Below are 21,323 nucleotides of genomic sequence, written 5' to 3' on the forward strand. Positions count from 1 at the left end.
AATTTTACAGCGTTATTTTAAGGCAATGCAGTAAAAAGCAGTAACTTGTTCATCACCCAATAATTAGGAAATACAGTGTTTAAGCAATTTAAAAATAAAGTGATGGGTGCGCCAACAGCTATGGCCGGTTTAGCTTTGGGTATTGCTAGTATGGGATGGGCATGGGAAAACGTTTTTAATTTAAACTCCCAAGGGCAATTTTTGGGAGCGGTACTAGCTGGCGTATTAGTTTTACTTTTGGCTGCTAAGTTTTTACTACACCCTCATTTATTAAAAGCCGATTTAGCACACCCAGTTGCAGGAAGTGTGATCCCTACATTTGCAATGGCTAATCTTGTTATTTCAAACTCAGTTGGGCAATTTAATTCATTAGCTGGCGACATTATGTGGGTTTTAGCTTTTGTGCTGCATCTCACATTTTTGGTGAGTTTTTTATACCAGCGAGCAAAAAAGTTTAACTTCGAGGATATGGCGCCCAGCTGGTTTGTGCCGCCAGTGGGGATAATTATTGCAGATGTTACTTTTTCGGGAAATCCGACATTAGCGTGGTTAGCTTATAGCGCACTGGTGATTGGTATATCAACGTACAGTATTATGCTGCCAATTATGTTTTATCGCTTTTTATTAGCATTAAAAAGTGACTACGAAATACAGCCAACACTTGCCATTTTAGCAGCGCCTGCCAGTTTAACATTAGCGGGGTATTTTCATATTGTAGCTAATCCATCACTCTTTATAGTGGGGGCATTATTTATATTAGCGATAATAAAAACACTGATTGTTTATGTGTTATTTATAAAGTTATTACGCAGGCCTTTTACGCCGAGCTACGCTGCTTTTACATTTCCAATGGTTATTGGGGCAACTGCATTATTTAAAATGAAAGACTGGATGCAAAGTATAAACCTCGCAATGCCATATGTAGATACAGTTAATTACTTAGCTACGTTTGAACTTATAGTTGCCTCGGCAGTAGTTGGTTATGTAAGTGGTCGGTACTTTTGCCACTTTAAACTATCAAAGCAACAGGTAACGTAGAGTTACTCTTGGGTTGCCTGTGGCTCATTACTTTCTTGTTCAGCTAGTTTTTCGCGCTCAGCTTTTGACACATAACCAGGTTTGTTGCTTTTATGTAGTTTAGCGTTAGTGCGTTTATCTTTCTTTTGAAATTTAGTGACGATTTTTTTACGACGGTTCACAATTAAATACCCTGTTAATTTTAAGTCGCGCATTATACAGTCATCCTCATAAAAGCTGCTATATAAATATTCAGCTTAAGTTACCTGCGTGTTTAGCGTAAAGAGCTATAAGTAAGCGCTTCATAGCGTTATAATTACCGCTCTTAGTTATTAATTAAATGGGAATTGTTTTGAAAAAGTTAGCTTTAGCCAGTATTGCTTTATTTGCGTTTGGTGCTCATGCGCAGTTAAATAAAAATATTGATAGCGTTGCCGATTACGCAGTAAATACCTACCAAAATGCTCAAATACACACACTAACTAACTTAGTGGCTTTTCCGACCGTTAATAAAAGCGACATTACCGCTCCTCAAAATCCCGATTTTATTGGCTTTAAAGCACTGTTAAAAATGAAAGCCGCAGAGCTTGGTTTTGACTACCAAGATTTAGGCTACACCGTTTTAATTGGAATGGGCGAGCAAAGCGAAAAAGTAACGGTAGTAACGCACGGTGATGTGCAACCTGCTAATGCTAGCAAATGGAAACAAAGTCCTTTTATTATTGATACATCTGAACCGGGAAAATTAGTTGGTCGTGGTACGGAAGACGATAAAGGTGCAATAGCAACAGCGCTTTACGCCATGAAAGCAATTAAAGATAAAGGCATAACCCTTAATAACCGAATTGAGCTTATGATTTACCTTGCTGAGGAGTCTGATTGGGGTCCGCTTACTCAATTTATGAAAACGTATGAACAACCAAAATATGCAGTAACGATTGATGCATCATATCCTGTAGTGGTTGCCGAGAAAGGCTGGAGCTTAATTGCACCTACTTTTAATGCAAAATCACCACAAACGGGTTTATATGTAAAGGATGTAACTGGCGGTGCGTTTAGAAGCCAAATTCCAGAAGACGCCAGCTTAGTACTTCACAATGCAGACGCTGCACTTATTAATACATTAAAAGCAAAAGCCAAAACATTAAATAAAGTTGAGTTTAACTTTAGTGAGCAAAATGATGCCTTAGCAATAAGTGTTAAAGGTATGTCGGCGCATTCATCAGAGCCGGAGTCGGGTATAAATGCCATTGCTTATTTAGCTGAGTTATTTAAAGGCGTGGAGCTTGAAAATAACAGTGACGGTGAGCTAATCGACTTTGTGAATCAGTTAATTGGTTTAGATATTCATGGTAAACAGTTTGGCGAAATAGCTTACAAGCACGACTTTATGGGCCCGATGACAGTGGCACCAACCGTTATTGAGCGCGATGGTAATGCGCTAACACTTGCTGTAAATGCACGTCGCCCTATGGGTAAAGACGAAGCTGTATTACAAAAGCAAATTGATGATGCGCTCGCTAATTGGCAAGCTGCTAACAATGTAACGCTTGCTAACATAGAAACAATTATTGGCACACCTATGCTGCTTGATAGCGCGCCGCATGCGCAAAAGCTGCTTGATATTTTCAAGCATTTTACGGGCGACGAAAAAGCTGACTTTGTATCAATAGGTGGTGGCACTAACGCAAAGCTGTTTGATAATGCGGTATCGTTTGGTCCTTCAATGCCAGGCAAGCGCTACACCGGTCACTCAGAGCATGAATTTATGACCATTGAGCAACTTAAGCTTAATTTACGTATGTACACAGCGATGATGATCGAGCTGGGTAATATGTAGTTTAAGCCTTACTTAAATTCAATAAGATTTTAATAAATAATAGGTGTTGAGTATTAATCAGCACCTATGTCCTCAAAATTTACTTCAGGCAAGTTTTCAAAGCTTGGTTTGGCAAATAAATACCCTTGCATAAGTTCAACACCTGCGTTTTTAAGCCATGTATATTCTTGTACTGTTTCAATCCCTTCAGCCAGTGCGGTAATGTTTAAATCGCGAAACATATTTAAGCAATGAGTTACTATTAATTGGCGTTTTTTGTCGTTGCTTATATCGCGTATTAGCGCCATATCCAGCTTGATAATATCTGTTTGAAAGTCAGCCAGCAGATTTAAACCAGAATAACCTGCACCAAAGTCATCAGTGGCGGTTTTAAATCCGAGAGACTGATAGTAATCAACAACGCGTTTAATGTGTGCGGTGTCTTCTATTTTTTCTACTTCAGTAAATTCAAACATAATATTTTGAATTGGGAAGTTATACTTTTTTGCAGCTTCTAGTGTGGTGCGTATACATCGCTCTGGTTTATAAATAGCATTAGGTAAAAAGTTAATGCTTAGCATTGATGTTATGCCCAGCTTTGAGGCTAGTTGAATGGCTTTAATACGACAAAGCTGATCAAATGCATAGCGGTTGTCTTCATTCACTTTTGAAATGATTGAATAAGCAGACTCGCCATTTAAACCCCTAACTAGTGCCTCATAGCCATAAATAAGATTAGTTTTACAGTTTATAATCGGTTGAAAAGCCATAGAAAAATCAAATTCGAGATCGTTAGCGTCAGCACAGTTACTACACGTAACTTTTTCACAATCTTTTGATTTTTCGCTCATTTAGCTCATCCTCTTATGTTTATTTGTTTAGGTTAGTTGAGATTAGATTCTAACACAAATAGATTAAAGTATTGTTTTTTATGTTTTTATACATAATAAATGACTATGTAATTAAATGAAAAGTGATGACTAATGTCAGATCACTTAGTGACATTTAGCAGGTGTGTACGTTGCTTATTAAAACAATAATAGCGACATACATTACTTGGAGAATATAAATGAGCAATACAGTGACATTAGACAAAAAAATTAAAGGATATTTACTTATTTTAACTTTGCTAAGCGTTATAAATTTACTAACTTCGCCTAGTTATATATGGGTAGTATGGCCAGCAATTGGGATGGGAATAGGGCTTGTAGTAAGTACTTTGAGTAGGAATAAACCTAAAAATAATTCTTTATAATAAGCAAGCCAAGTAATTACTTGGCTTTTTTAGTAAGGAACTGTCTAAATAGTTAAGTTTAAATATTTAAAATGCTGATTGAAGTGTCGCATCTAGTGATATTTCGGTATTTAAGAGCTTGGAAATAGGGCAGCTCTTTTTGGTTTGCTCACATAAGGCTTGAAACTGCTCGTTTTGAATATCATCAATACGCGCTTTTACCTCAAGGGCAATATGCGTTACTGAAAAACCGTCATCTACTTCATCAAGGCTTACAGTGGCTTTAGTATCAATTTTATCTGCGGTAAAGCCTGCATCACCTAATGCAAGCGAAAGTGCCATACTAAAACATGCACTGTGCGCTGCACCTATTAATTCTTCAGGGTTTGAGCCTGCCTTATCTTCAAAGCGGGTATTAAAACCATAAGGTTGTTTATCAAGCGCGCCACTTTGAGTTGATATGCTACCTTTGCCTGTTTTAATATCGCCAGACCATGTTGAACTTGCCGTTTTTTTAATCGTCATCATCTTCTCCTTGCTTGAGTGTAAGCTTTTCAGGTTAGCTAAGCGTTATTTACAAAATAAACTTATATAAAGCCTTAAAAGCATTAATTACTGATGATGTTGCAAAATAGACGCCAGTTAATTGTTATCCCTGTTTATTTCGCTTACAGCGCTCTGAACAGAAAATAACGTTATCCCAGTCGCGCTGCCATTTTTTACGCCACGTAAAAGGTTTATTACAAATAGGGCATATTTTTTGAGGTAAGTTTAGTTTTTTGTGCGCCATACTTACTTAGCCTTGCTGTTACTTTTAGTATCCGTTTTACTTTTTGTTCGAGTAACTTTTTGAGTACCTCCAACGTGTTTTTTAAGAATCCTCCCTATGGCGCGTTTAACATCGGCTCGCTCACGGTATTGCCATAAGCGTTCGCGTGCTTCTTTTGAGGCTGCTGTTAAATCAAGCATCGGTTCGGGATAATCCTCCCCTAACTTAAAGTCGTTAAAGAGTGCTTCCATTGGAGTTTGCTCCCAAGGCTGATGTAAATATTCAATAGGGAGTTTTTCAAGCTCGGGGCACCACTTTTTAATAAATGAACCTGTTGGATCTTGATCTTCTGATTGTTTAATTGGGTTATAGTGCCTAATGGTGTTTATGCCTGTTACCGAGGCTTGCATTTGAATTTGCGGGTAGTGAATGCCAGGCTCAAAATCTAAAAAGTAATTAGCGAGCGGAAAGCTTGCTTGCTGCCAACTTATATTTAAATGATGCGTTACAAAGCTTACAAGCATGGCGCGCATTCTAAAGTTTATATAGCCGGTGGCTTTTAAGCAGCGCATGCAAGCGTCAATAATGGGAATACCTGTTTGACCTTGCGCCCAGCGTTCAATATCGTTTTTAACATGTTCATCATCGCGATACGGAAATACATGATAACCCGGATTAAGGGCTAAAAACTCCATAGAACATTCGCTCTCAAACTTTTGCATAAAGTGGCAGTGCCAATGCAAGCGCGATACAAACGCTGCTAGTGGGCGTTTCCAGCCTCTTTTATCAGGGTGTTTTGAATGATATTCATCAATGGCCATTTGATACACTTGCCTAAGGCTAATATTCCCCCACGCTAAGTACGGCGAAAGTCGGGAGCAATGTGTTTGGCTTAAACTTGGGCTCGATATTCCTTTTTGATAACCTTTACCGCGCTCGGCAAAAAAGCTCTGCATTACAGTTCGCGCATGCAGCGGGCCACCTTGTTGAAAGCTGTCGTGATTTTGTGTGTAAGCGCTTGGTAGCTCAGGTGTTTGGTAGTTATTGAGGGTAATTGTTTTTATACTCTTCCAATTAGGAACAGCAATAGGTTCTTGCATTGTTTGCTGCCAGTGTTCGTTCCAATTATTACGATTTTTTTTGCCGCGAATAACCGCGCCTGTTTGCGACTCTTGCCAATTAATATGGTTATGCTGGCACCATGCTTTTATTGCTTTATCGCGCTTAAAGGTGTTGTTTAAGCCTATTTCTTGATGGCTAAAAATATTAACTATTTCAAACTGTGCCTTTAACGATTCAAGTAAATCGCTCATATTTAAATTAAAGATATAAACACAGGCGTTAAAACGCGCTAGCTGATTATTTAACTCAACTATTGATTGATACACAAAGCGCCAGTGCCGCTCATTGTAGTGTGCATCTTCGAGCAATAATGGCTCAAAGTTATAAAGTAATAGGGTAGGTAAGCCATTACTGAATGCATTTTTTAATGGTTGATGATCGCTAAGACGCAAATCACGTTTAAACCACACGATGTTTATTTTCATATAATTTGTTTATTGCTTTAAATAGAGATAAAAATTAGCTTGTTATTTAACTGAGTCAGCCAAACCTATACGTAACTAACTTGAATTAAGATTTAGTTTTAATGTATTAAAAGGAAAAGTATGTTTTTAGATTTAACTGTAAATAAAGAGCTTAATGTTTATTCGTATTTAGTTGGCGGGATCAGTCCTCGCCCAATTGCATGGATAAGTACATTAAGTAGCGACGGTGTGGCTAATATTGCTCCTTACTCATTTTTTACAGTAGCGAGTTGTAACCCACCAGTATTGAGTGTGACGCAAGTAAATCCACGCGATAAACCAAGTAAAGATACATTAATTAACTTATTAGCGACTAAAGAATGTGTGATTAACATTGTGAGCCATGAACTGGTTGAAAAAATGAATCAAAGCTGTGCTAATTATCCTAGTGATGTTAGTGAGTTTGATGCTGCAAATATAACTAAAATTGATAGCCAAATGGTCGCAGTGCCGAGTGTTGCTGATTCAAAAGTACGCTATGAGTGTAAGCTACGTGAAGTTATTACTATTTCAAGCGAGCCTGGCGGCGGACAAATGATGTTGTTAGACATAGTGGGTATTTGTATAGACGATGAGGTGCTTGTTGATGGTTATATTGACCCAACACTTTTAGATGCGGTAGGTAGAATGGGTGGGGATTACTATGCAACCACTAAAGACAAATTTGTACTTAAACGACCACAAATTTAGGGCGTGTTGATCTTTGTGGATTGAAATTTGTTCAATCTAGGGGCGATTTAATCGCGGCGCGAGGTTTGTAACCTAGTGGGCTAAGTAAAAACCGAGCAACAAAGAGTCAATCGTCCCTAGAAAGAACCCAAAGGGCAGCGCATGTTTGGTCTTTATGCTGCGTTATCGCCTATTTATGGGGAATAACCACACTTCATAGGCTCTGCCTTGCCTAAAAACTAAACATACTGCTGCAAATTCAACCACCAAAGTTCAACACGCCCTAGTCTTATGTTTATTCTTCCTTAGTTTGTGCACATTGCTTGCACTTTTACTTGTTAACTTTGTTTTATTAAACGTTAAAGTAAAGGTTCAAGCATTGAAAACACTTCTTAAAAAAAAAGTCTCTAATGTAACTAAGTTATTCGCGTTAAGTGCGCTTTGTATCGCTTTAAGCGCATGTAATAGCGATTCTACAAGTACTACAACAGACGGCGAAACGGTCAGTAATAGTGCTCCAACGGTTGACGCCGGTATTGACCAAACTGTTAATGCGGGCGATACCGTTTATTTAATTTCAACAGTTGAAGATGATGGCGAAGTATCCGTTAGCTGGTCACAAACATCAGGCACTACCGTTAGCTTATCTTCAAGTACTGCAACGTCTACTGAGTTTGTTGCACCTGAGGTATTAACCGATGAAGCACTTGTATTTGAAATCAGTGCAGATGACGGCACAAACGATGTCGTTGTAGATACCGTTATAGTTAATGTTATTGCTTCATCAGACTCAGGCTCAGATACTGGTGCAGTTGATAATAGTGCAAAACTTACCAGCTGGTTAATTAACAACGATACAACCTCTACTTATATACAAAACAATGGCGCAGTGGTTGAAGAGGTTCAATCAGTTGAGGTTGTTACTGTTTCTGAGGAAGATGCTGACGTTGAATACATGTATGTGCAAACAACTGACATTCCTAAATATGACGTAACGCTTACACAAGACCAAGTAGACGCGTTAAATAACCGCCCGCGTGCAGCTACCGATTTTTATAACGGTGTAACCTCAGCAGCAGTAGGGCAAACCATTTCGTTTGGTGAAGATATTGGCTATAACAGCAGCACTGAAAACTGTGATGATACAGGCGGTGCAGGCTATTGGCCTCCAGGACCAGGTTGCCCAACAGAACAAACAGTTGAGGCGTATTTTCCGATAACACCTACCGAATTATCTGACACTGAAACTTGTGAAACAGGTTTAGGTACAGTTGGCTTAATGGTTAATGGCACCAGTATATTTAACTGGGGCGATGGTATGAGCTACGGTAATAATATTTGGTATACATTAGCGCCCATTGCTGAGCAATATGATGTTGATGTGTGTGGCGGACATGCTGCTAACGGTGAATATCATCACCATTTTTACACGAGTTGCTTAGCTGATTTACTTGAAGATGATGGCGATGCGCATTCACCTATTTATGGGTTTGCAGCTGATGGCTATCCGCTTTATGGTCCTTATGAAAGTAACGGTCAACTTGCATTAAGCGGCTGGGAAATGCGTGATTATGGCGCGTCAGAAAGTGAAGGTGGTTGTGGTACTGAAGGTGAGCGAAGCTGTACTTTAGTTGATCAATACGATGTTAGCCAAGGCACACAAACAAGTGATGCAGGTCCTGCTATTGGCGCAGAAGTAACGACGCTCTCTGGTAATACATTAAATGCCGACGATGGTTATTACTTTGAAGATTTCTACTACGCACAAAAAACAGTAACCGGTGCTCAATTAGATGAGCATAACGGCCACGATACTAACGATGGCAAGGGTTATCACTACCATATAACACTAACGTTAGACAGTGATGGTAAATTACAGCCTTCTTTTCCTTATCAAATAGGGCCTCGTTTTAAAGGTCAATTAGCCGATAATTCAATTGGTCGCTGTGATACGGGCGAAACAATGGGTCCACCACCGGGAATGTAAGGAGTAACTATGCGTTATTTTAAATACGCATTGATCCTAACTACTGCTGCGCTATTGAGCTTTAAGCTCTTTGCGCAGCAGGAAATGATGGATCATAGCCATATGCCTATAGCAGTGCCAAGTGATACGCCAATCCCGGCATTAAGCCTTAAGTTATTAAAAGATAGTATGTCGGGTTATAACTTAATTTTAGATACGCAGCGCTATGATTTATCTGTACCCCCTGAGGGCGCAATGAACATGCAGCAAATGATGAGCGTTACTACAAACGATGACACGGGCTTTTTACAAGGTCATGCTCATTTATATATAAATGGGGTTAAAATACAGCGAATTTACGGACATGCATTGCATTTACCTGCTAACTTATTTAAAAGTGGTATAAATACCGTATCGGTTACTTTAAATAATCATGGTCATATGTATTGGTCCGCTCAGGGCAAAAAAATAGTTGCTACGCTGTATGTTAACGATCAAACCAAAGAGTTTATAACATACCGATTTGAAAGCTTTCCTAGCAAGGTTGAAAACACGCATTAATGAAAATTCATAATAAACTTTTTTTAATACTATTTAGTTTTACCTTTAGTGTTATTGCAGGGCTAGTAGTACTTATACAATGGAGTATAGGGCAAGGCGTAATTGATTTTGTTAATGCAAAAGAAGTAAAAGCGCTTGAACCACTTGTTGTTCAACTTGCAAAGCAATACGAAAAAACCCCCTCATGGGAACGTGTTGTTGGCAATGGCGAAAATTTTAGAAAACTTATTGAATCGCAGTTAGAAAATAGCCAGTTTTTACCTAGGCCACCAGAAGGTCCAGGCCCCAGAGGGGGAATGATGCGACGGCCGCCACCCGATCATATTCGTTTAGGGGGAGAGCGCCGCCTACCACCTGAAAATATTGCTCACTACGCTTTGCTTGACGAAAATAAGCAGCGAGTAGTGGGTAGATACCTCAGCGATTTAAAATATATAACAACCCCAATTACAGTGGGCGATAAAACAGTGGGTTACTTAGCTGTATCTAAAAGAGATAGCTTGGTTGATGGTTATGAGCTTGATTTTTTACAGCAGCAAACTAACTACTTATGGTTTATTGCTTTAGCCGCTGTATTGCTTACATTGCTAGTTACCTTTTTATTGTCTCGTCACTTAGTTAGCCCAGTAAAGCAAATTGCTAATGGTATGCATCGCTTAACGCAAGGTAATTACGAAACCAAACTTACGCTTGAGCGAAAAGACGAATTAGGCCAATTAAGCGAAGATTTTAATATCCTTGCATTTACACTCGCTAAAGACGAGCAAGTGCGCAAACGCTGGCTTGCCAATATTTCTCACGAGCTTAGAACGCCAATGAGTATTTTGCTCGGTGAACTTGAAGCTATGCTACTTGGCATACGTGAGCCTAATGCAAAAAATATTAACTCGGCTAACGACGAGGCATTGCATTTAAAACGCTTAATAGATGATTTGCATATGCTCAATAGCGCAGAGTTAGGGGGTATGCATTACACTATGCAACCTACTGATATGGCTTTATTATTAAATACTATTGAGCAAAAATATCAGGTTATACTTGAGCAGCACAATATAAAAATTTACTTACTCAATAGCGCTAAACATATAACTGTACAAGCAGATAAAACACGCCTTTTGCAGCTGCTCGATAATATTTTAATGAACGCCGTGCACTATGCACAATGCACCACTATTTCATTAACGGCTAATAATATAAGCATTAAAGGGCAAACCTACTTAGAGCTTATAATTGAAGATAATGGCGTAGGTGTAGAGCAGTCGCATTTATCGCATTTGTTTGAGTATTTATATCGAGTAGATAGTTCGCGTAATCGCCAAGAGGGCGGTTCGGGCTTGGGCTTATCTATTTGCCAACATATAGTTAAAGGCCATAATGGTGAAATAGCTGCTGAAAAAGCCACTTTAGGCGGTCTTGCTATTATTATTAGGCTACCAACTATTTAGTTTATAAAAATAAGGTTGAGGTTACTTACAGAGATGCCTATGAGTGAACAAATACTGATTGTGGAAGATGAAGTAAAGCTAGCTAACTTAATGAGTGACTTTTTAAGTAGCCATCATTTTGTTACTCATCAAATACATCACGGAAATGAAGTATTACCTTGGCTTGAAATTAACAGGCCGAGCGTAATTTTGCTCGACATAATGCTACCAGGTCAAAGTGGTATTGAACTATGTAAAGCAATCAGGCGCTTCTCAAATGTGCCTATTATTATGGTATCGGCAAAAGTAGAAGAAATAGATAGGCTGCTTGGACTTGAGTTAGGTGCAGATGATTATATTTGTAAGCCGTTTAGTTATGCTGAGCTGGTGGCGCGAGTTAAAGCTATATTAAGGCGATTAAGTAACGCAAGTGATGTTACAGAGTCAACAATGAAGCTCGACGAGAGCACCTACAGCGTAAAATACAAATCAAGCAGCATAGAGCTAACGAACTTTGAATTTCAGCTATTTAAACCTTTATTTAACAACCCAAATCGTATTTATTCGCGCGATAGTTTAATGGACACTATGTACGCCGATCAGCGTATTGTGAGCCATCGTACTATTGATAGCCATATTAAAAAGTTGCGTAAAAAACTAGATGAAGTGACACAAACTGAAAGTGTTATTCAGTCTGTTTATGGGGTTGGCTACCGATTTGTGCACCCGCAGTAAGAGGTATTAGTAAGCTATGACGATGAGCTATTCATCATCGTCAGCATTTTTAATTCGCTCTAAACGGTCAAACTCTTCGTATTCGGCAGCTTGAATTTCATCAAGAATAGAATCTACATCAGCAAGTTCATCGCTGTCTTCAAATTCACCTGTAAGCGTTGAATTAGGCGTTAAATTGGCCTCTTCAAATAATGCCCACATTTCTTTAGCGTATTGAGTTTTTAGTATGCTTGGCGCAAATTCACCATAATAGCGGCGGATGTTATTTACATCGCGTGCAAACATAGCTTGTGCACTGTTATTTGCTGAAGCGTTAACTGCTTGCGGTAAATCTATAATTACAGGGCCGTTATTATCTACAAGTACATTAAATTCAGATAAATCGCCGTGTATTATACCTGCGCAAAGCATAAGCTTAATGTAATGCATCATGAGTTTATGCTGCTCAATCGCTTGCTCTTCACTAAAAACGACATGTCCAAGTTGAGGGGCTACGTTACCGTCCTCGTCCGAAACGAGTTCCATAAGCAGCACGCCATCAATACAAAAGTAAGTATCAGGAACACGTACACCCACGCCAGCTAAACGAGATAACGCATCAACTTCGGCATTTTGCCAAATCTCTTCTTCTAATTGACGGCCATAGCTAGAACGTTTACCCATAGCACGCGCTTGGCGTCCACCACGTACTTTTCGGCCTTCTTGGTATTGTGCCGCTTTTTTAAAGCTACGTTTAACCGCGTCTTTATACACTTTTGCACAGCGAATGTGCTCACCACAGCGGACAATAAATACATCGGCTTCTTTACCGCTCATTAGTCGGCTTATAACTTCGTCAATAAGGCCATCATCAACAAGGGGTTGTAGGCGTTTAGGTATTTTCACAGATTGCCTGCTAAGTAGGGTTGGTTATTAATCATTATTTATGAAAGTGCTCTGTATTTGTTTGTTTAATTGGCTCAAGCAGTATATCAGCTTTGAGAATTAAGGGCAGTAACACTACTGCCTGAGAGTAATTAATCGTATTATTTTATTAGCTTATATATTGATTGCAAAGCAATCAACCAGAACTTTTTAAATAAGCATTTAGATTACTATTTTTTATTAAAATAATTTATTACTTCCTCATTATTTGCACATTGTTTGCGTTTTTAAAGCGTAAGCTTAGTTTAATTCTTAAATACGAGGTTATTACTATGAAGCATTTTTCAACTCTTGCCACTGTGGCAATATTATCTATTGCTTTTTCAGCTAATGTAGCTGCTCGAGGCGGTGACAATCCTCCTGAAAAACCTGACTTTTCAACTATTGATACTGATGGTGATGGCGTAATTAGCTTTGAAGAGTTTAGTGCTAAAAAACCGCCACACGGCGATGCACAAACAATTTTTGATTCTATAGATGCCGATGGTAATGGCGAAATTAGTGAACAAGAACTTAGCGATCATAAACCACCTCGTCGTGAACGCTGAAAGGATACTAAAATGATTAATAGTATTAACAGTAGTTCTGCGAATTTTATGCCGCAACAAAGTAGTCAGGCTGCAAAACTAACAACAGAGCAAAGCGATTTTGTTAAAGAAACGCTTGCAGAGTTTGACGCTGAAAACTTAACCGAAGAAAACGCGCAAAGTATTCAAGCGGCATTTAAAGAACAAGGTATTGAACCAACAAAAGAGCTTGCTGATTTAATGAGCGAACTTGAGTTTGATGCTAAAAGCATTGGTGATGCAGGACGAGTGGAAGGTCAAAGACCGCCACCGCCGCCACAGAACTCATTAGAATCAGTAGATACAGACGAAGTAGTCAGCTACTTAGATGAGCTATTAACTGAGTATTCAAGCCAGTTGTCTGATGAAGATAAAGAATCAATCCTTGCATCAGTACAAGAGAAGTTTGGTTTAAGTGAAGGCGATTCACTGCTAAATGTAACTGCTTAGGTGTTATAACTTAGAGTAAAGCTGACTGTTACTCGAAAGTCTTAAGTCCAAAGCTCAACGGTTAACTCTGTTGGGCTTTTTTATTGGCTTAATTTAAGCGTGTTTCTATTTTGCTGGTGCCATCTTCTTCGGTAAATTTAAATACAAAATCTTTTTTACCGTCTTGGTTTATATCTACTAGAAGAATATCTTTATTATTTTTAGGCAGCGTTAGTTTTAATTTTTTACGTTTATCATTTAGGAGTGAGTCTTGCTCTCCGTAATAAATATAGAGCGTTTTTTTACTGTATTTGTATACTGCGTCAATATAGCTGTCGCCGTTAATATCACCTAAATATAGGGCTGGCTCGGAATCATCGCCGTTCATTCCTACTTCCATTTCTAAATCAAGTTCTATACTCGATTTATTGGCAAATGAGCCGTCGGGTTGCTGCTTATAAATGTTCATTTCTACATCTACATCAGTACTGCCACCGCCCAATGCCATAGACGCAATAGTACCTAAGCCAATATCTAAATCCATTTTTTGTAAATCAATTAAGCCATCATTATTAAAATCAGTTTTGAGCAATAACTCACTAGGGCCTTGTGTTTCAAATAAGGTAATGGGCGTATTACTAAAGCCTTTAGCACTTCCTAGGTACAAAGTATGTGCTATTTTTATATCTAACGAATCCATACCTTGCGTTGGCTTAAACTGTCTAGTTGTAAAATCTAGAAATCCGTCGTTATTAATATCAATAATTTGCTTTATTTTGCGAGTTTCGCCATTGCTTAGCTCGCCTAATTCGATGTTAAAATCAATTGAGGTGAGCTTTTGCTCAAAGCCTTCTGGATTAGCAAGTAGTACATCTGCTCCAAAGTCATTTGAAAAAACCAAGTCGCTTAACCCGTCGTGGTTAAAATCAATAACGACGGGTTTATTGTTAATATTAACTTCTAGAGAAAGCCCTTTTCCTGAAAAGCTGCCTTCATACATAGGTGTTTGTTTAAATTTGTTAGGCTTAAAGCTGCCATCTTTATTTTGAATGTATAAAGTACTGCTTGCTAACCCAGGGATGAAAATATCGCTTAGACCGTCGTTGTTGGCATCGAAGACAAAGTCTACTTTTTCAAATTTATCTATTTTTAATTGATTTAGAACCGACTCATAATTAAACAATAGTGTTGGTTTACCAGCTTGGGCTTTGTATACGCCATCACTTGTTAGTACGAGTGCTTGTTTATCGGTAATGTTAGCAAGTGTAGCCACATCAAACCCGATGGCATTTTTTGGTAAAGCAAGTTCACTACTTAGTGATGTGAGTAAATTGATGGCTTCTAGTTGTTTTGATTCTTTATTATATGCAAATAAAATCTCTGAATCGGTTGATACTAATTCATCCGTTGTTTTTATTGCCATTGTTTGAGCTATAGCGCTAATGGGGGTAAGTAAAGTGATGAGTGAATAGCAAAGTGGTTTTATCATGCAAATTCCTTTTTTATATTTAGTTGTATCGTTACATTTTTATTATTCACTTATATAAGCAACATCAGCGCACAACTTAACGTAGGGTCCAGCACTGGCGGTTTGCTAATTAGCGTAAATTTAAACGTAATACACTTATGTAAGTTGGTTTATATTTAGCCTACGCTAATAACTATGTACTAGGTGTAAGTAATTGTAAGATTATGTTTTAAGGAGGGCTTGTTGACCTTTCAGGATTGAACTTTTTTCAACCCAAGGAAGATTTAATCGCGGCGCGAGGTTTGTAACCTAGTAACAAAGAGTCAATCTCCCCTAGGCAGAACCCTTCGGGCAGCGAATGTTTGGTATTTATGCTGCGTTATCGCCTATTTATGGGGAATAACCACACTACATAGGCTCTGCATTGCCTAAATACCAAACAGTATGCTGCAAATTTAACCTCGAAAGATAAACAAGCCCTAATAAGAAAGGTAGTGCAAAACTCATATGGCAGTTAAGCGCTTTTAGCGGGTTTTGGTTATCAACGGCACAGCTTATTTTGCTCATTTAAATAAGCATCTACAAAATCTACTTCCATCGGTTTTGAAAAGTAATAACCTTGCAGGTGAGATACACCAATATTAGTAAGCGTGTTTGCTTGTTCAATAGTTTCAACGCCTTCGGCAACAACAGTAAAATCTAAAGATGAGGCCATTTGTACAATTGCATGAATAATACTTAACCCTCTTTTATCCATATTTTGAATAAAACTTCTGTCTATTTTTACTATATCTACACCAATATCAAGCATGCTTGATAGTGATGAGTAGCCAGTTCCAAAATCATCAATTGAAATACAAAAGCCTTGTTTTTGTAGTGCTTTAACGGCTGTCAAAAATGTGAGTTTATCTTCGGCAAATACTGATTCGGTAATTTCTATATGCAGATCTTTAGGCTCTACTTGATGATTTTTTACTATTTTTAATACCTTAGTTACAAAATCTGGATCTTGTAATTGGATTACCGATACATTCACGCTTACTGCAATTTTCTCCGGTAAATGATTGAATTTTTTTGCTTGTATACATGCTTGTTCTATGACCCAGAGGCCCATTTGGGTTATTAAACCGTATTGCTCGGCAATAGTTATAAACTCATCAGGGAAAATATTTTCACCGTCTAGTTGCCAGCGTAATAATGATTCGAAAGAGGTTACTTTTGATGTTTTGCTATCTACAATTGGCTGAAATACTAGTCTTAAACTGTTTTCTTCTATGGCACTGGCTAGGCGTTGACTCAACAGGTACTCTCTTTCTTGTTTTAATTTGAGTGAATCGTTATAAATATTGATATTACCTTTAGCCATGCGTTTTTGGTGATACATTGCAATATCAGCAGAGCGAATTAAGGTATTTAAATCACTCCCGTGCTCAGGGTACATGGCCATTCCAATAGTTGCTGATACCCATTTTTGATATTTATATGTTTCATGCTCGGCGCTAATGCTTTGAAGCACTTTATTAGCAAACTCGATAAGCTCAGTTTGGTTTTGATACGTTGCTAAAATTAAAAACTCATCCCCGCCCCAACGGCATTTATAGAGTTGTTGGTTGCATACATTACTAATTCTCAGTGCTATTTCTTTTAATACTTTATCGCCCACTTTATGACCCAACGAATCGTTGATTTGCTTAAAACCATCTAAATCTACAAATAATAAAGCAAAGGGTTCTTTAGGGTTATCTGCTAGTTGTTTGTTTGCATTTTTTAAAAATGCGGTGCGGTTTAATAGATTTGTGAGTGGATCGGTATTCGATAAGCGGTAAATTTCTTCAGTGCGTTGTTCGACCTTGTTTTCCATTTCATTAAGCAGCTCTCTGTTTTGGTTTTTGAGCTTGATTGCACTGTGTGTAAATGTGGCTGATTTGTACGAAGAGGCAATCATAATTGTGGCAAAAGTTAAACCTAATAGCCCCAATATGTGATGGTAGTGATCGTTTGAAAGCGTTAGCAAAAAAGAGTAGGGGGCCAATAAAGTAAAGCTATATAAAACAGCTGTAAAACGACTACCAGACAGCAAATTTGCAGAGCCACCGGCAAGCGCTGATAAAATAGCAATGGTCGTAGTAACTTCCACCGTAGATGAAGTGCTATGAAACCAAAGAGCATAGCCACACCAAGACACGGCTGTTGATATACAGCCAATAGCAAAGCGATTTAGATAAAAATGTGTGTTGTAAGGTTGGCGAGAATTTTGAGCTTTCAAAAAAAGCCCTACATCAATAATGCGTAAAGTAAGCACGCACATCATTATGCCTAACCAGACTACTTTATCGTGGTTGGTTTTCTCATTAGTTATATCAAAAGCAAATACCAAAGCAACGCTGACTAGTACAGAGACTGCAATTCCGGAAATAGCATTCGAGTATAAAATTTTGAGCGCTTCTTTTCGCTCATTATTACTTAAATTGTTATATGGCACTAATTAAAACCTTTTTCAAAAACAACCCCTAGGAAATTAAGTAAACCATTTAGCAAATTACACTAATGCAATACTGGTAATACAAAGAGCTTAATAAGCCTTTACGCAGCTAAATAAAACTTTAATGTAAAAGTAAATATAGTTTACGGGAGGGATAAAAAAAGTTTAAGAAGTAAAAAGGCCCAAAATAAATATTTATTTTGAGCCTTAAAATTATCAAGCAGGTTAAAGTGTTAACGACTTTACTTGCTGTTCTATAGATTTAACCTTCGAAATCGCTATCGTTATGGCGCTCTGCCATTTGCTCTTCTTCAGGACCCCATGTGCGATTTACGCGACGACCACGCTTTACAGCAGGGCGCTCTGATACTTGCGTAGCCCAGCGTACAACATGGGTGTATGAGGCAACATCTAAAAACTCTGCTGCATCATATAAAGCTCCAAGCACTAACGATCCGTACCACGGCCAAATTGCAATATCGGCAATTGAGTATTCATCACCTGCCATGTATTCATTTTCGCTTAAATGGCGATTTAACACGTCAAGTTGGCGTTTAGTTTCCATGGTAAAACGGTCAATAGGGTATTGCATTTTACTTGGTGCGTAGCTATAAAAATGACCAAACCCACCACCTAAGTAAGGTGCTGAGCCCATTTGCCAAAATAGCCAGTTACGACACTCTGTTTTAGCTTTTAGATCTTTAGGTATAAGTACATCAAATTTTTCAGCCAAATACTGTAAAATAGAACCTGATTCAAAGATGCGAGTAGGCGGCGTGGTTGAATGATCCATTAGCGCTGGGATTTTTGAGTTTGGATTAATATCAACAAAGTCAGATCCAAACTGATCGCCATCACCTATGTTTATTAAATATGCGTCATAGTCTGCATCGGTGCAACCAAGCTGTAAAAGCTCTTCAAACATGATTGTAGCTTTTTGGCCATTAGGTGTCGCAAGAGAATAAAGCTGAAATGCGTGCTCACCAATAGGTAGAGTTTTGTCATGAGTCGCGCCTGCAATTGGGCGGTTAATGCTGGCAAACTTACCGCCACTTTCACTTTCCCACGTCCATACTTTTGGTGGCGTGTATTCGTTTTTATCACTCATAAATAACCTCTGTTAGATGAAATACATATATGGTAAATGTGGCCATAAAAAATTAATTAAAGGCCCTAATACTTAATTTACCGACCTTTTAATTTATCGGCTTTTGCTAATCTATAACCTAAAAACAATCCGCTTAGTGCTCCAAATAAATGGCTTTCAAACGATACATGATAGCGCTGGGGTAAAACACCCCATATAAAACCGCTATAAAGTATAGCCACTACAACAGCAATTATAATTGATTTTAATGAGCGTCTTACTAAGCCGTAGCATAGAATAAAGCCCCATAAACCATATATAACACCGCTTAAACCAACATGTATGTTACTGCGCCCAAATGCCCAAACTAACAGTCCACCAACTAGAGCGGTAAAAATAAATACGTTATAAAAACGTTTTACGCTGTACTGGCAAATTAGCCAACTTAACACTACAAATGGGATCATATTACTGGCAAAGTGCCACCAGCTACCATGTAAAAAAGGTGCGCATAGTATGCCAATTAATCCTTGGATACTGCGTGGATATATGCCTAAACCATTAAGATTTATGCCAGGTAGACTATTGATCACCTGTAGTACGAAGCAAATAACAACAATACTAAATATTGCGAAACGGGTACTAGTTAGTAATGACAGTGTGGTTGGCTTGGTTGCCATATAATCGCCCTAATTGACTTTAAGAGTTGCCAGTATAGGAATTGTATTTGCTAATGAAAAGCAATTAAAAAAGCACAGCATAAAATGCTGTGCTTAATTTTAATTATTACTCACTATTAACCTAATTTAGTTAATAGTTTTTTTGCAGCTAGTTCAGAGCTTGCTGGGTTTTGGCCGGTAATTACTAAACCATCTACTAGCGCTAATACACCCCAGTCGTCAGTTTTTTGATAATCGCCGCCTTTTTTGATTAGCTCATCTTCAACTAAAAATGGCACGATATCGGTAAGTTGCACTGCAGCTTCTTCAGAGTTAGTAAAACCAGTTACTTTTTTACCCGCTACTAATGCATTGCCATCAGCATCTTTAACATTTAAAAATGCAGCACTTGCATGACATACCGCAGCAACAGGCTTTTGCTCTTTTACAAAGCTTTCGATAAGTGAGATTGAATCAGTGTTGTCAACCAAGTCCCATAATGGACCGTGACCGCCTGGGTAAAATACAGCATCAAAGTCGCTTGAGTTCACTTCACTCAATACTTTAGTGTTTGCCATAAGTGTTTGTGCTGCGCTATCTGCGTCATAACGTTTTGTTGCATCTGTTTGAAAATCGACAAGTGTACTTGTCGGGTCAATTGGTGGTTGGCCGCCAGCTGGAGACGCTAATGTTACTTCAACGCCTGCATCAACAAATGCATAGTAAGGGGCTGCAAATTCTTCTACCCAAAAACCTGTTTTTTCGCCAGTGTTACCAAGTTCTGCGTGAGATGTAAGAACCATAAGTATTTTTTTAGACATTGAATATATTCCTTCTGATGATTTGAATTAGTTTATCTTGCTTACCAATTACTATATGCACTAACAGAGCTTTAAACAACGATGATAAATTTAACTTTATTGGTTTAATAATTGATACAATAAGTGGGTTGAATTTAAAACACGCTACGGAGCACACATGAAGGTGTCGTTTGAGCAGTTAAAGAGCATGGTCGTATTTGCGCAAATTGTAGAGCAAGGCAGTTTAACCGCTGCCGCTAAACAGTTAGGGCTTACGCGAGCCGTAGCAAGTTATCATTTAAAAAAGTTAGAAACTCAGCTTGAAGTTACTTTATTAAATCGATCAACTCGTACCATGGCACTCACTGAGGCGGGCATTGCTTACTATGAACGTTGTAGAATAATTACCGAACAAGCTAATGCGGCTAACCAACAAATAGAAAATATAAAGAGTGAGCCACAAGGTTTACTTAAAATTAGCTGCCCTGTAAATGTAGGTATGCAGCTAATTGTGCCCGCAATAAATACGTTTAAGCGCCAATACCCTAAAATTCAAATAGACTTACAGCTTACTGACGATGTGGTTGATATTATTAAAAATGGGTTTGATTTTGCAATTAGAGGGGTGGCACTGAGTGACTCCAACTTGCAAGCAACCAAGCTTACTACAATGAGCACTTGTATTTGTGGCGCGCCGGATTACTTTACACATTTTGGTAAACCTAAAACGCCTTTAGAATTGGCAGATCATCAATGGGTGGTTTATCAGCTAGGAAGTAAAACGTTAACACTTTCAAAAGATGGTAAAAAGCACGACATTACAATGCAAGGCGGGTTAAGTACTAATAACGCAGCTGCGCGTACGGCATTTGTAGAAGCAGGACATGGCATTGGGCGTATTCCGCTTTACGATGCGTGGCCTAAAGTACAAGCTGGGCTGCTTGAAATAATATTAGATGATTATAAAAGTAAAGATATAGAGCTTTATGGGGTATTTCCACCAGGAGCTGCGGGTTCTAAAAAACTACGATTATTTATTGATTACTTAAAAGCGTACTTTGTAAAACAGCATACCGCTTTAGGTATGCTGAAAAGTGTTTAATTATTTTCGCTTTTTAAATATTTATA

General features: G+C 38.3%; 22 protein-coding genes. 11 read left to right on the top strand and 11 right to left on the bottom strand.

Going from position 1 to position 21,323, the window contains the following annotated elements:
* The first annotated feature begins 75 nt into the window (after window positions 1-75).
* Window positions 76-1,038: a TDT family transporter gene (locus tag I6F47_RS13090; protein ID WP_101217769.1), complete on the top strand. Its 963-nt coding sequence runs from the start codon at window positions 76-78 to the stop codon at window positions 1,036-1,038.
* Between the two features lie 2 nt (window positions 1,039-1,040).
* On the opposite strand, the gene I6F47_RS13095 is transcribed toward I6F47_RS13090, so the two are convergent.
* On the bottom strand, window positions 1,041-1,232 hold the full coding sequence (locus tag I6F47_RS13095; RefSeq protein WP_007581250.1) for a DUF2986 domain-containing protein: 192 nt from the start codon (window positions 1,230-1,232) through the stop codon (window positions 1,041-1,043).
* A gap of 137 nt (window positions 1,233-1,369) precedes the next feature.
* Here I6F47_RS13095 and I6F47_RS13100 point away from each other — a divergent pair, with 137 nt between their 5' ends.
* On the top strand, window positions 1,370-2,857 hold the full coding sequence (locus I6F47_RS13100) for a dipeptidase (protein WP_165734711.1): 1,488 nt from the start codon (window positions 1,370-1,372) through the stop codon (window positions 2,855-2,857).
* A 53-nt stretch (window positions 2,858-2,910) separates the two neighbouring features.
* On the opposite strand, the gene I6F47_RS13105 is transcribed toward I6F47_RS13100, so the two are convergent.
* A complete protein-coding gene (locus I6F47_RS13105; RefSeq protein ID WP_165734712.1) occupies window positions 2,911-3,687 on the bottom strand; it encodes an EAL domain-containing protein in 777 nt (258 codons plus the stop codon).
* Window positions 3,688-3,905: 218 nt separating this feature from the next.
* Between I6F47_RS13105 and I6F47_RS13110 the strand changes: the two genes are divergently transcribed.
* Window positions 3,906-4,091 (top strand): 2TM domain-containing protein, encoded by a 186-nt coding sequence (locus I6F47_RS13110; RefSeq protein ID WP_165734713.1) that lies wholly within the window; start codon window positions 3,906-3,908, stop codon window positions 4,089-4,091.
* Between the two features lie 66 nt (window positions 4,092-4,157).
* Here I6F47_RS13110 and I6F47_RS13115 read toward each other — a convergent pair whose 3' ends face one another.
* The 3 genes from I6F47_RS13115 to I6F47_RS13125 form a co-directional block, all read right to left on the bottom strand.
* Window positions 4,158-4,595: an OsmC family protein gene (locus I6F47_RS13115; protein WP_197183991.1), complete on the bottom strand. Its 438-nt coding sequence runs from the start codon at window positions 4,593-4,595 to the stop codon at window positions 4,158-4,160.
* Window positions 4,596-4,719: 124 nt separating this feature from the next.
* Entirely contained in the window at window positions 4,720-4,860 is a 141-nt protein-coding gene (locus tag I6F47_RS13120; RefSeq protein ID WP_197183992.1) for a DUF2256 domain-containing protein, read from the bottom strand.
* A gap of 2 nt (window positions 4,861-4,862) precedes the next feature.
* Window positions 4,863-6,386: a cryptochrome/deoxyribodipyrimidine photo-lyase family protein gene (locus I6F47_RS13125; RefSeq protein ID WP_197183993.1), complete on the bottom strand. Its 1,524-nt coding sequence runs from the start codon at window positions 6,384-6,386 to the stop codon at window positions 4,863-4,865.
* 120 nt (window positions 6,387-6,506) lie between these two features.
* Here I6F47_RS13125 and I6F47_RS13130 point away from each other — a divergent pair, with 120 nt between their 5' ends.
* The 5 genes from I6F47_RS13130 to I6F47_RS13150 all read left to right on the top strand — a co-directional run bounded on the left by I6F47_RS13130 (window position 6,507) and on the right by I6F47_RS13150 (window position 11,780).
* Window positions 6,507-7,115, top strand: a complete 609-nt coding sequence (locus I6F47_RS13130) for a flavin reductase family protein (RefSeq protein ID WP_197183994.1) — start codon at window positions 6,507-6,509, stop codon at window positions 7,113-7,115.
* A 298-nt stretch (window positions 7,116-7,413) separates the two neighbouring features.
* Complete coding sequence (locus tag I6F47_RS13135) at window positions 7,414-9,081, top strand: YHYH protein (protein WP_197183995.1); 1,668 nt, start codon at window positions 7,414-7,416, stop codon at window positions 9,079-9,081.
* Between the two features lie 9 nt (window positions 9,082-9,090).
* Window positions 9,091-9,621 carry a hypothetical protein gene (locus I6F47_RS13140; RefSeq protein ID WP_101164173.1) on the top strand — a complete coding sequence of 177 codons (531 nt, stop codon included), beginning with the start codon at window positions 9,091-9,093 and terminating at the stop codon, window positions 9,619-9,621.
* On the top strand, window positions 9,621-11,066 hold the full coding sequence (locus I6F47_RS13145; RefSeq protein ID WP_197153127.1) for an ATP-binding protein: 1,446 nt from the start codon (window positions 9,621-9,623) through the stop codon (window positions 11,064-11,066). Before I6F47_RS13140 ends, I6F47_RS13145 begins: the two co-directional genes overlap by 1 nt.
* Before the next feature lie 39 nt (window positions 11,067-11,105).
* Window positions 11,106-11,780 (top strand): response regulator, encoded by a 675-nt coding sequence (locus I6F47_RS13150; RefSeq protein ID WP_101217776.1) that lies wholly within the window; start codon window positions 11,106-11,108, stop codon window positions 11,778-11,780.
* Between the two features lie 27 nt (window positions 11,781-11,807).
* Here I6F47_RS13150 and I6F47_RS13155 read toward each other — a convergent pair whose 3' ends face one another.
* Window positions 11,808-12,665, bottom strand: a complete 858-nt coding sequence (locus I6F47_RS13155) for a PA4780 family RIO1-like protein kinase (RefSeq protein WP_007376869.1) — start codon at window positions 12,663-12,665, stop codon at window positions 11,808-11,810.
* A gap of 311 nt (window positions 12,666-12,976) precedes the next feature.
* On the opposite strand from I6F47_RS13155, the gene I6F47_RS13160 reads away from it, so the two are divergent.
* The gene (locus I6F47_RS13160; protein WP_007581281.1) at window positions 12,977-13,252 is read left to right on the top strand and encodes an EF-hand domain-containing protein; all 276 of its coding nucleotides are present in this window, start codon (window positions 12,977-12,979) and stop codon (window positions 13,250-13,252) included.
* Window positions 13,253-13,264: 12 nt separating this feature from the next.
* On the top strand, window positions 13,265-13,720 hold the full coding sequence (locus I6F47_RS13165; protein ID WP_101217777.1) for a hypothetical protein: 456 nt from the start codon (window positions 13,265-13,267) through the stop codon (window positions 13,718-13,720).
* Window positions 13,721-13,808: 88 nt separating this feature from the next.
* On the opposite strand, the gene I6F47_RS13170 is transcribed toward I6F47_RS13165, so the two are convergent.
* The 5 genes from I6F47_RS13170 to I6F47_RS13190 all read right to left on the bottom strand — a co-directional run bounded on the left by I6F47_RS13170 (window position 13,809) and on the right by I6F47_RS13190 (window position 20,216).
* The gene (locus tag I6F47_RS13170; protein ID WP_165734720.1) at window positions 13,809-15,188 is read right to left on the bottom strand and encodes an FG-GAP repeat domain-containing protein; all 1,380 of its coding nucleotides are present in this window, start codon (window positions 15,186-15,188) and stop codon (window positions 13,809-13,811) included.
* Between the two features lie 520 nt (window positions 15,189-15,708).
* Complete coding sequence (locus I6F47_RS13175) at window positions 15,709-17,649, bottom strand: putative bifunctional diguanylate cyclase/phosphodiesterase (protein ID WP_197183996.1); 1,941 nt, start codon at window positions 17,647-17,649, stop codon at window positions 15,709-15,711.
* A 262-nt stretch (window positions 17,650-17,911) separates the two neighbouring features.
* A complete protein-coding gene (gene yghU, locus I6F47_RS13180) occupies window positions 17,912-18,757 on the bottom strand; it encodes a glutathione-dependent disulfide-bond oxidoreductase (RefSeq protein WP_024589239.1) in 846 nt (281 codons plus the stop codon).
* 77 nt (window positions 18,758-18,834) lie between these two features.
* On the bottom strand, window positions 18,835-19,416 hold the full coding sequence (locus I6F47_RS13185) for a rhomboid family intramembrane serine protease (RefSeq protein WP_010555361.1): 582 nt from the start codon (window positions 19,414-19,416) through the stop codon (window positions 18,835-18,837).
* A 116-nt stretch (window positions 19,417-19,532) separates the two neighbouring features.
* Window positions 19,533-20,216: a type 1 glutamine amidotransferase domain-containing protein gene (locus I6F47_RS13190; protein ID WP_170072057.1), complete on the bottom strand. Its 684-nt coding sequence runs from the start codon at window positions 20,214-20,216 to the stop codon at window positions 19,533-19,535.
* Between the two features lie 157 nt (window positions 20,217-20,373).
* Between I6F47_RS13190 and I6F47_RS13195 the strand changes: the two genes are divergently transcribed.
* Entirely contained in the window at window positions 20,374-21,297 is a 924-nt protein-coding gene (locus I6F47_RS13195) for a LysR family transcriptional regulator (RefSeq protein ID WP_197183997.1), read from the top strand.
* Window positions 21,298-21,323: the final 26 nt, after the last annotated feature.

This window comes from Pseudoalteromonas sp. NZS37 (genome assembly GCF_015864265.1).
In the GTDB taxonomy this organism is placed as follows: Bacteria; Pseudomonadota; Gammaproteobacteria; order Enterobacterales; family Alteromonadaceae; genus Pseudoalteromonas; species Pseudoalteromonas arctica.

Bases quoted from the DNA above. Each gene is read 5' to 3' on its own strand.
- I6F47_RS13095 (WP_007581250.1), bottom strand. From the start codon at position 1,232: ATGCGCGACTTAAAATTAACAGGGTATTTAATTGTGAACCGTCGTAAA.
- I6F47_RS13105 (WP_165734712.1), bottom strand. From the start codon at position 3,687: ATGAGCGAAAAATCAAAAGATTGTGAAAAAGTTACGTGTAGTAACTGT.
- I6F47_RS13110 (WP_165734713.1), top strand. From the start codon at position 3,906: ATGAGCAATACAGTGACATTAGACAAAAAAATTAAAGGATATTTACTT.
- I6F47_RS13115 (WP_197183991.1), bottom strand. From the start codon at position 4,595: ATGACGATTAAAAAAACGGCAAGTTCAACATGGTCTGGCGATATTAAA.
- I6F47_RS13120 (WP_197183992.1), bottom strand. From the start codon at position 4,860: ATGGCGCACAAAAAACTAAACTTACCTCAAAAAATATGCCCTATTTGT.
- I6F47_RS13125 (WP_197183993.1), bottom strand. From the start codon at position 6,386: ATGAAAATAAACATCGTGTGGTTTAAACGTGATTTGCGTCTTAGCGAT.
- I6F47_RS13130 (WP_197183994.1), top strand. From the start codon at position 6,507: ATGTTTTTAGATTTAACTGTAAATAAAGAGCTTAATGTTTATTCGTAT.
- I6F47_RS13140 (WP_101164173.1), top strand. From the start codon at position 9,091: ATGCGTTATTTTAAATACGCATTGATCCTAACTACTGCTGCGCTATTG.
- I6F47_RS13145 (WP_197153127.1), top strand. From the start codon at position 9,621: ATGAAAATTCATAATAAACTTTTTTTAATACTATTTAGTTTTACCTTT.
- I6F47_RS13150 (WP_101217776.1), top strand. From the start codon at position 11,106: ATGAGTGAACAAATACTGATTGTGGAAGATGAAGTAAAGCTAGCTAAC.
- I6F47_RS13160 (WP_007581281.1), top strand. From the start codon at position 12,977: ATGAAGCATTTTTCAACTCTTGCCACTGTGGCAATATTATCTATTGCT.
- I6F47_RS13165 (WP_101217777.1), top strand. From the start codon at position 13,265: ATGATTAATAGTATTAACAGTAGTTCTGCGAATTTTATGCCGCAACAA.
- I6F47_RS13170 (WP_165734720.1), bottom strand. From the start codon at position 15,188: ATGATAAAACCACTTTGCTATTCACTCATCACTTTACTTACCCCCATT.
- yghU (WP_024589239.1), bottom strand. From the start codon at position 18,757: ATGAGTGATAAAAACGAATACACGCCACCAAAAGTATGGACGTGGGAA.
- I6F47_RS13185 (WP_010555361.1), bottom strand. From the start codon at position 19,416: ATGGCAACCAAGCCAACCACACTGTCATTACTAACTAGTACCCGTTTC.
- I6F47_RS13190 (WP_170072057.1), bottom strand. From the start codon at position 20,216: ATGTCTAAAAAAATACTTATGGTTCTTACATCTCACGCAGAACTTGGT.
- I6F47_RS13195 (WP_197183997.1), top strand. From the start codon at position 20,374: ATGAAGGTGTCGTTTGAGCAGTTAAAGAGCATGGTCGTATTTGCGCAA.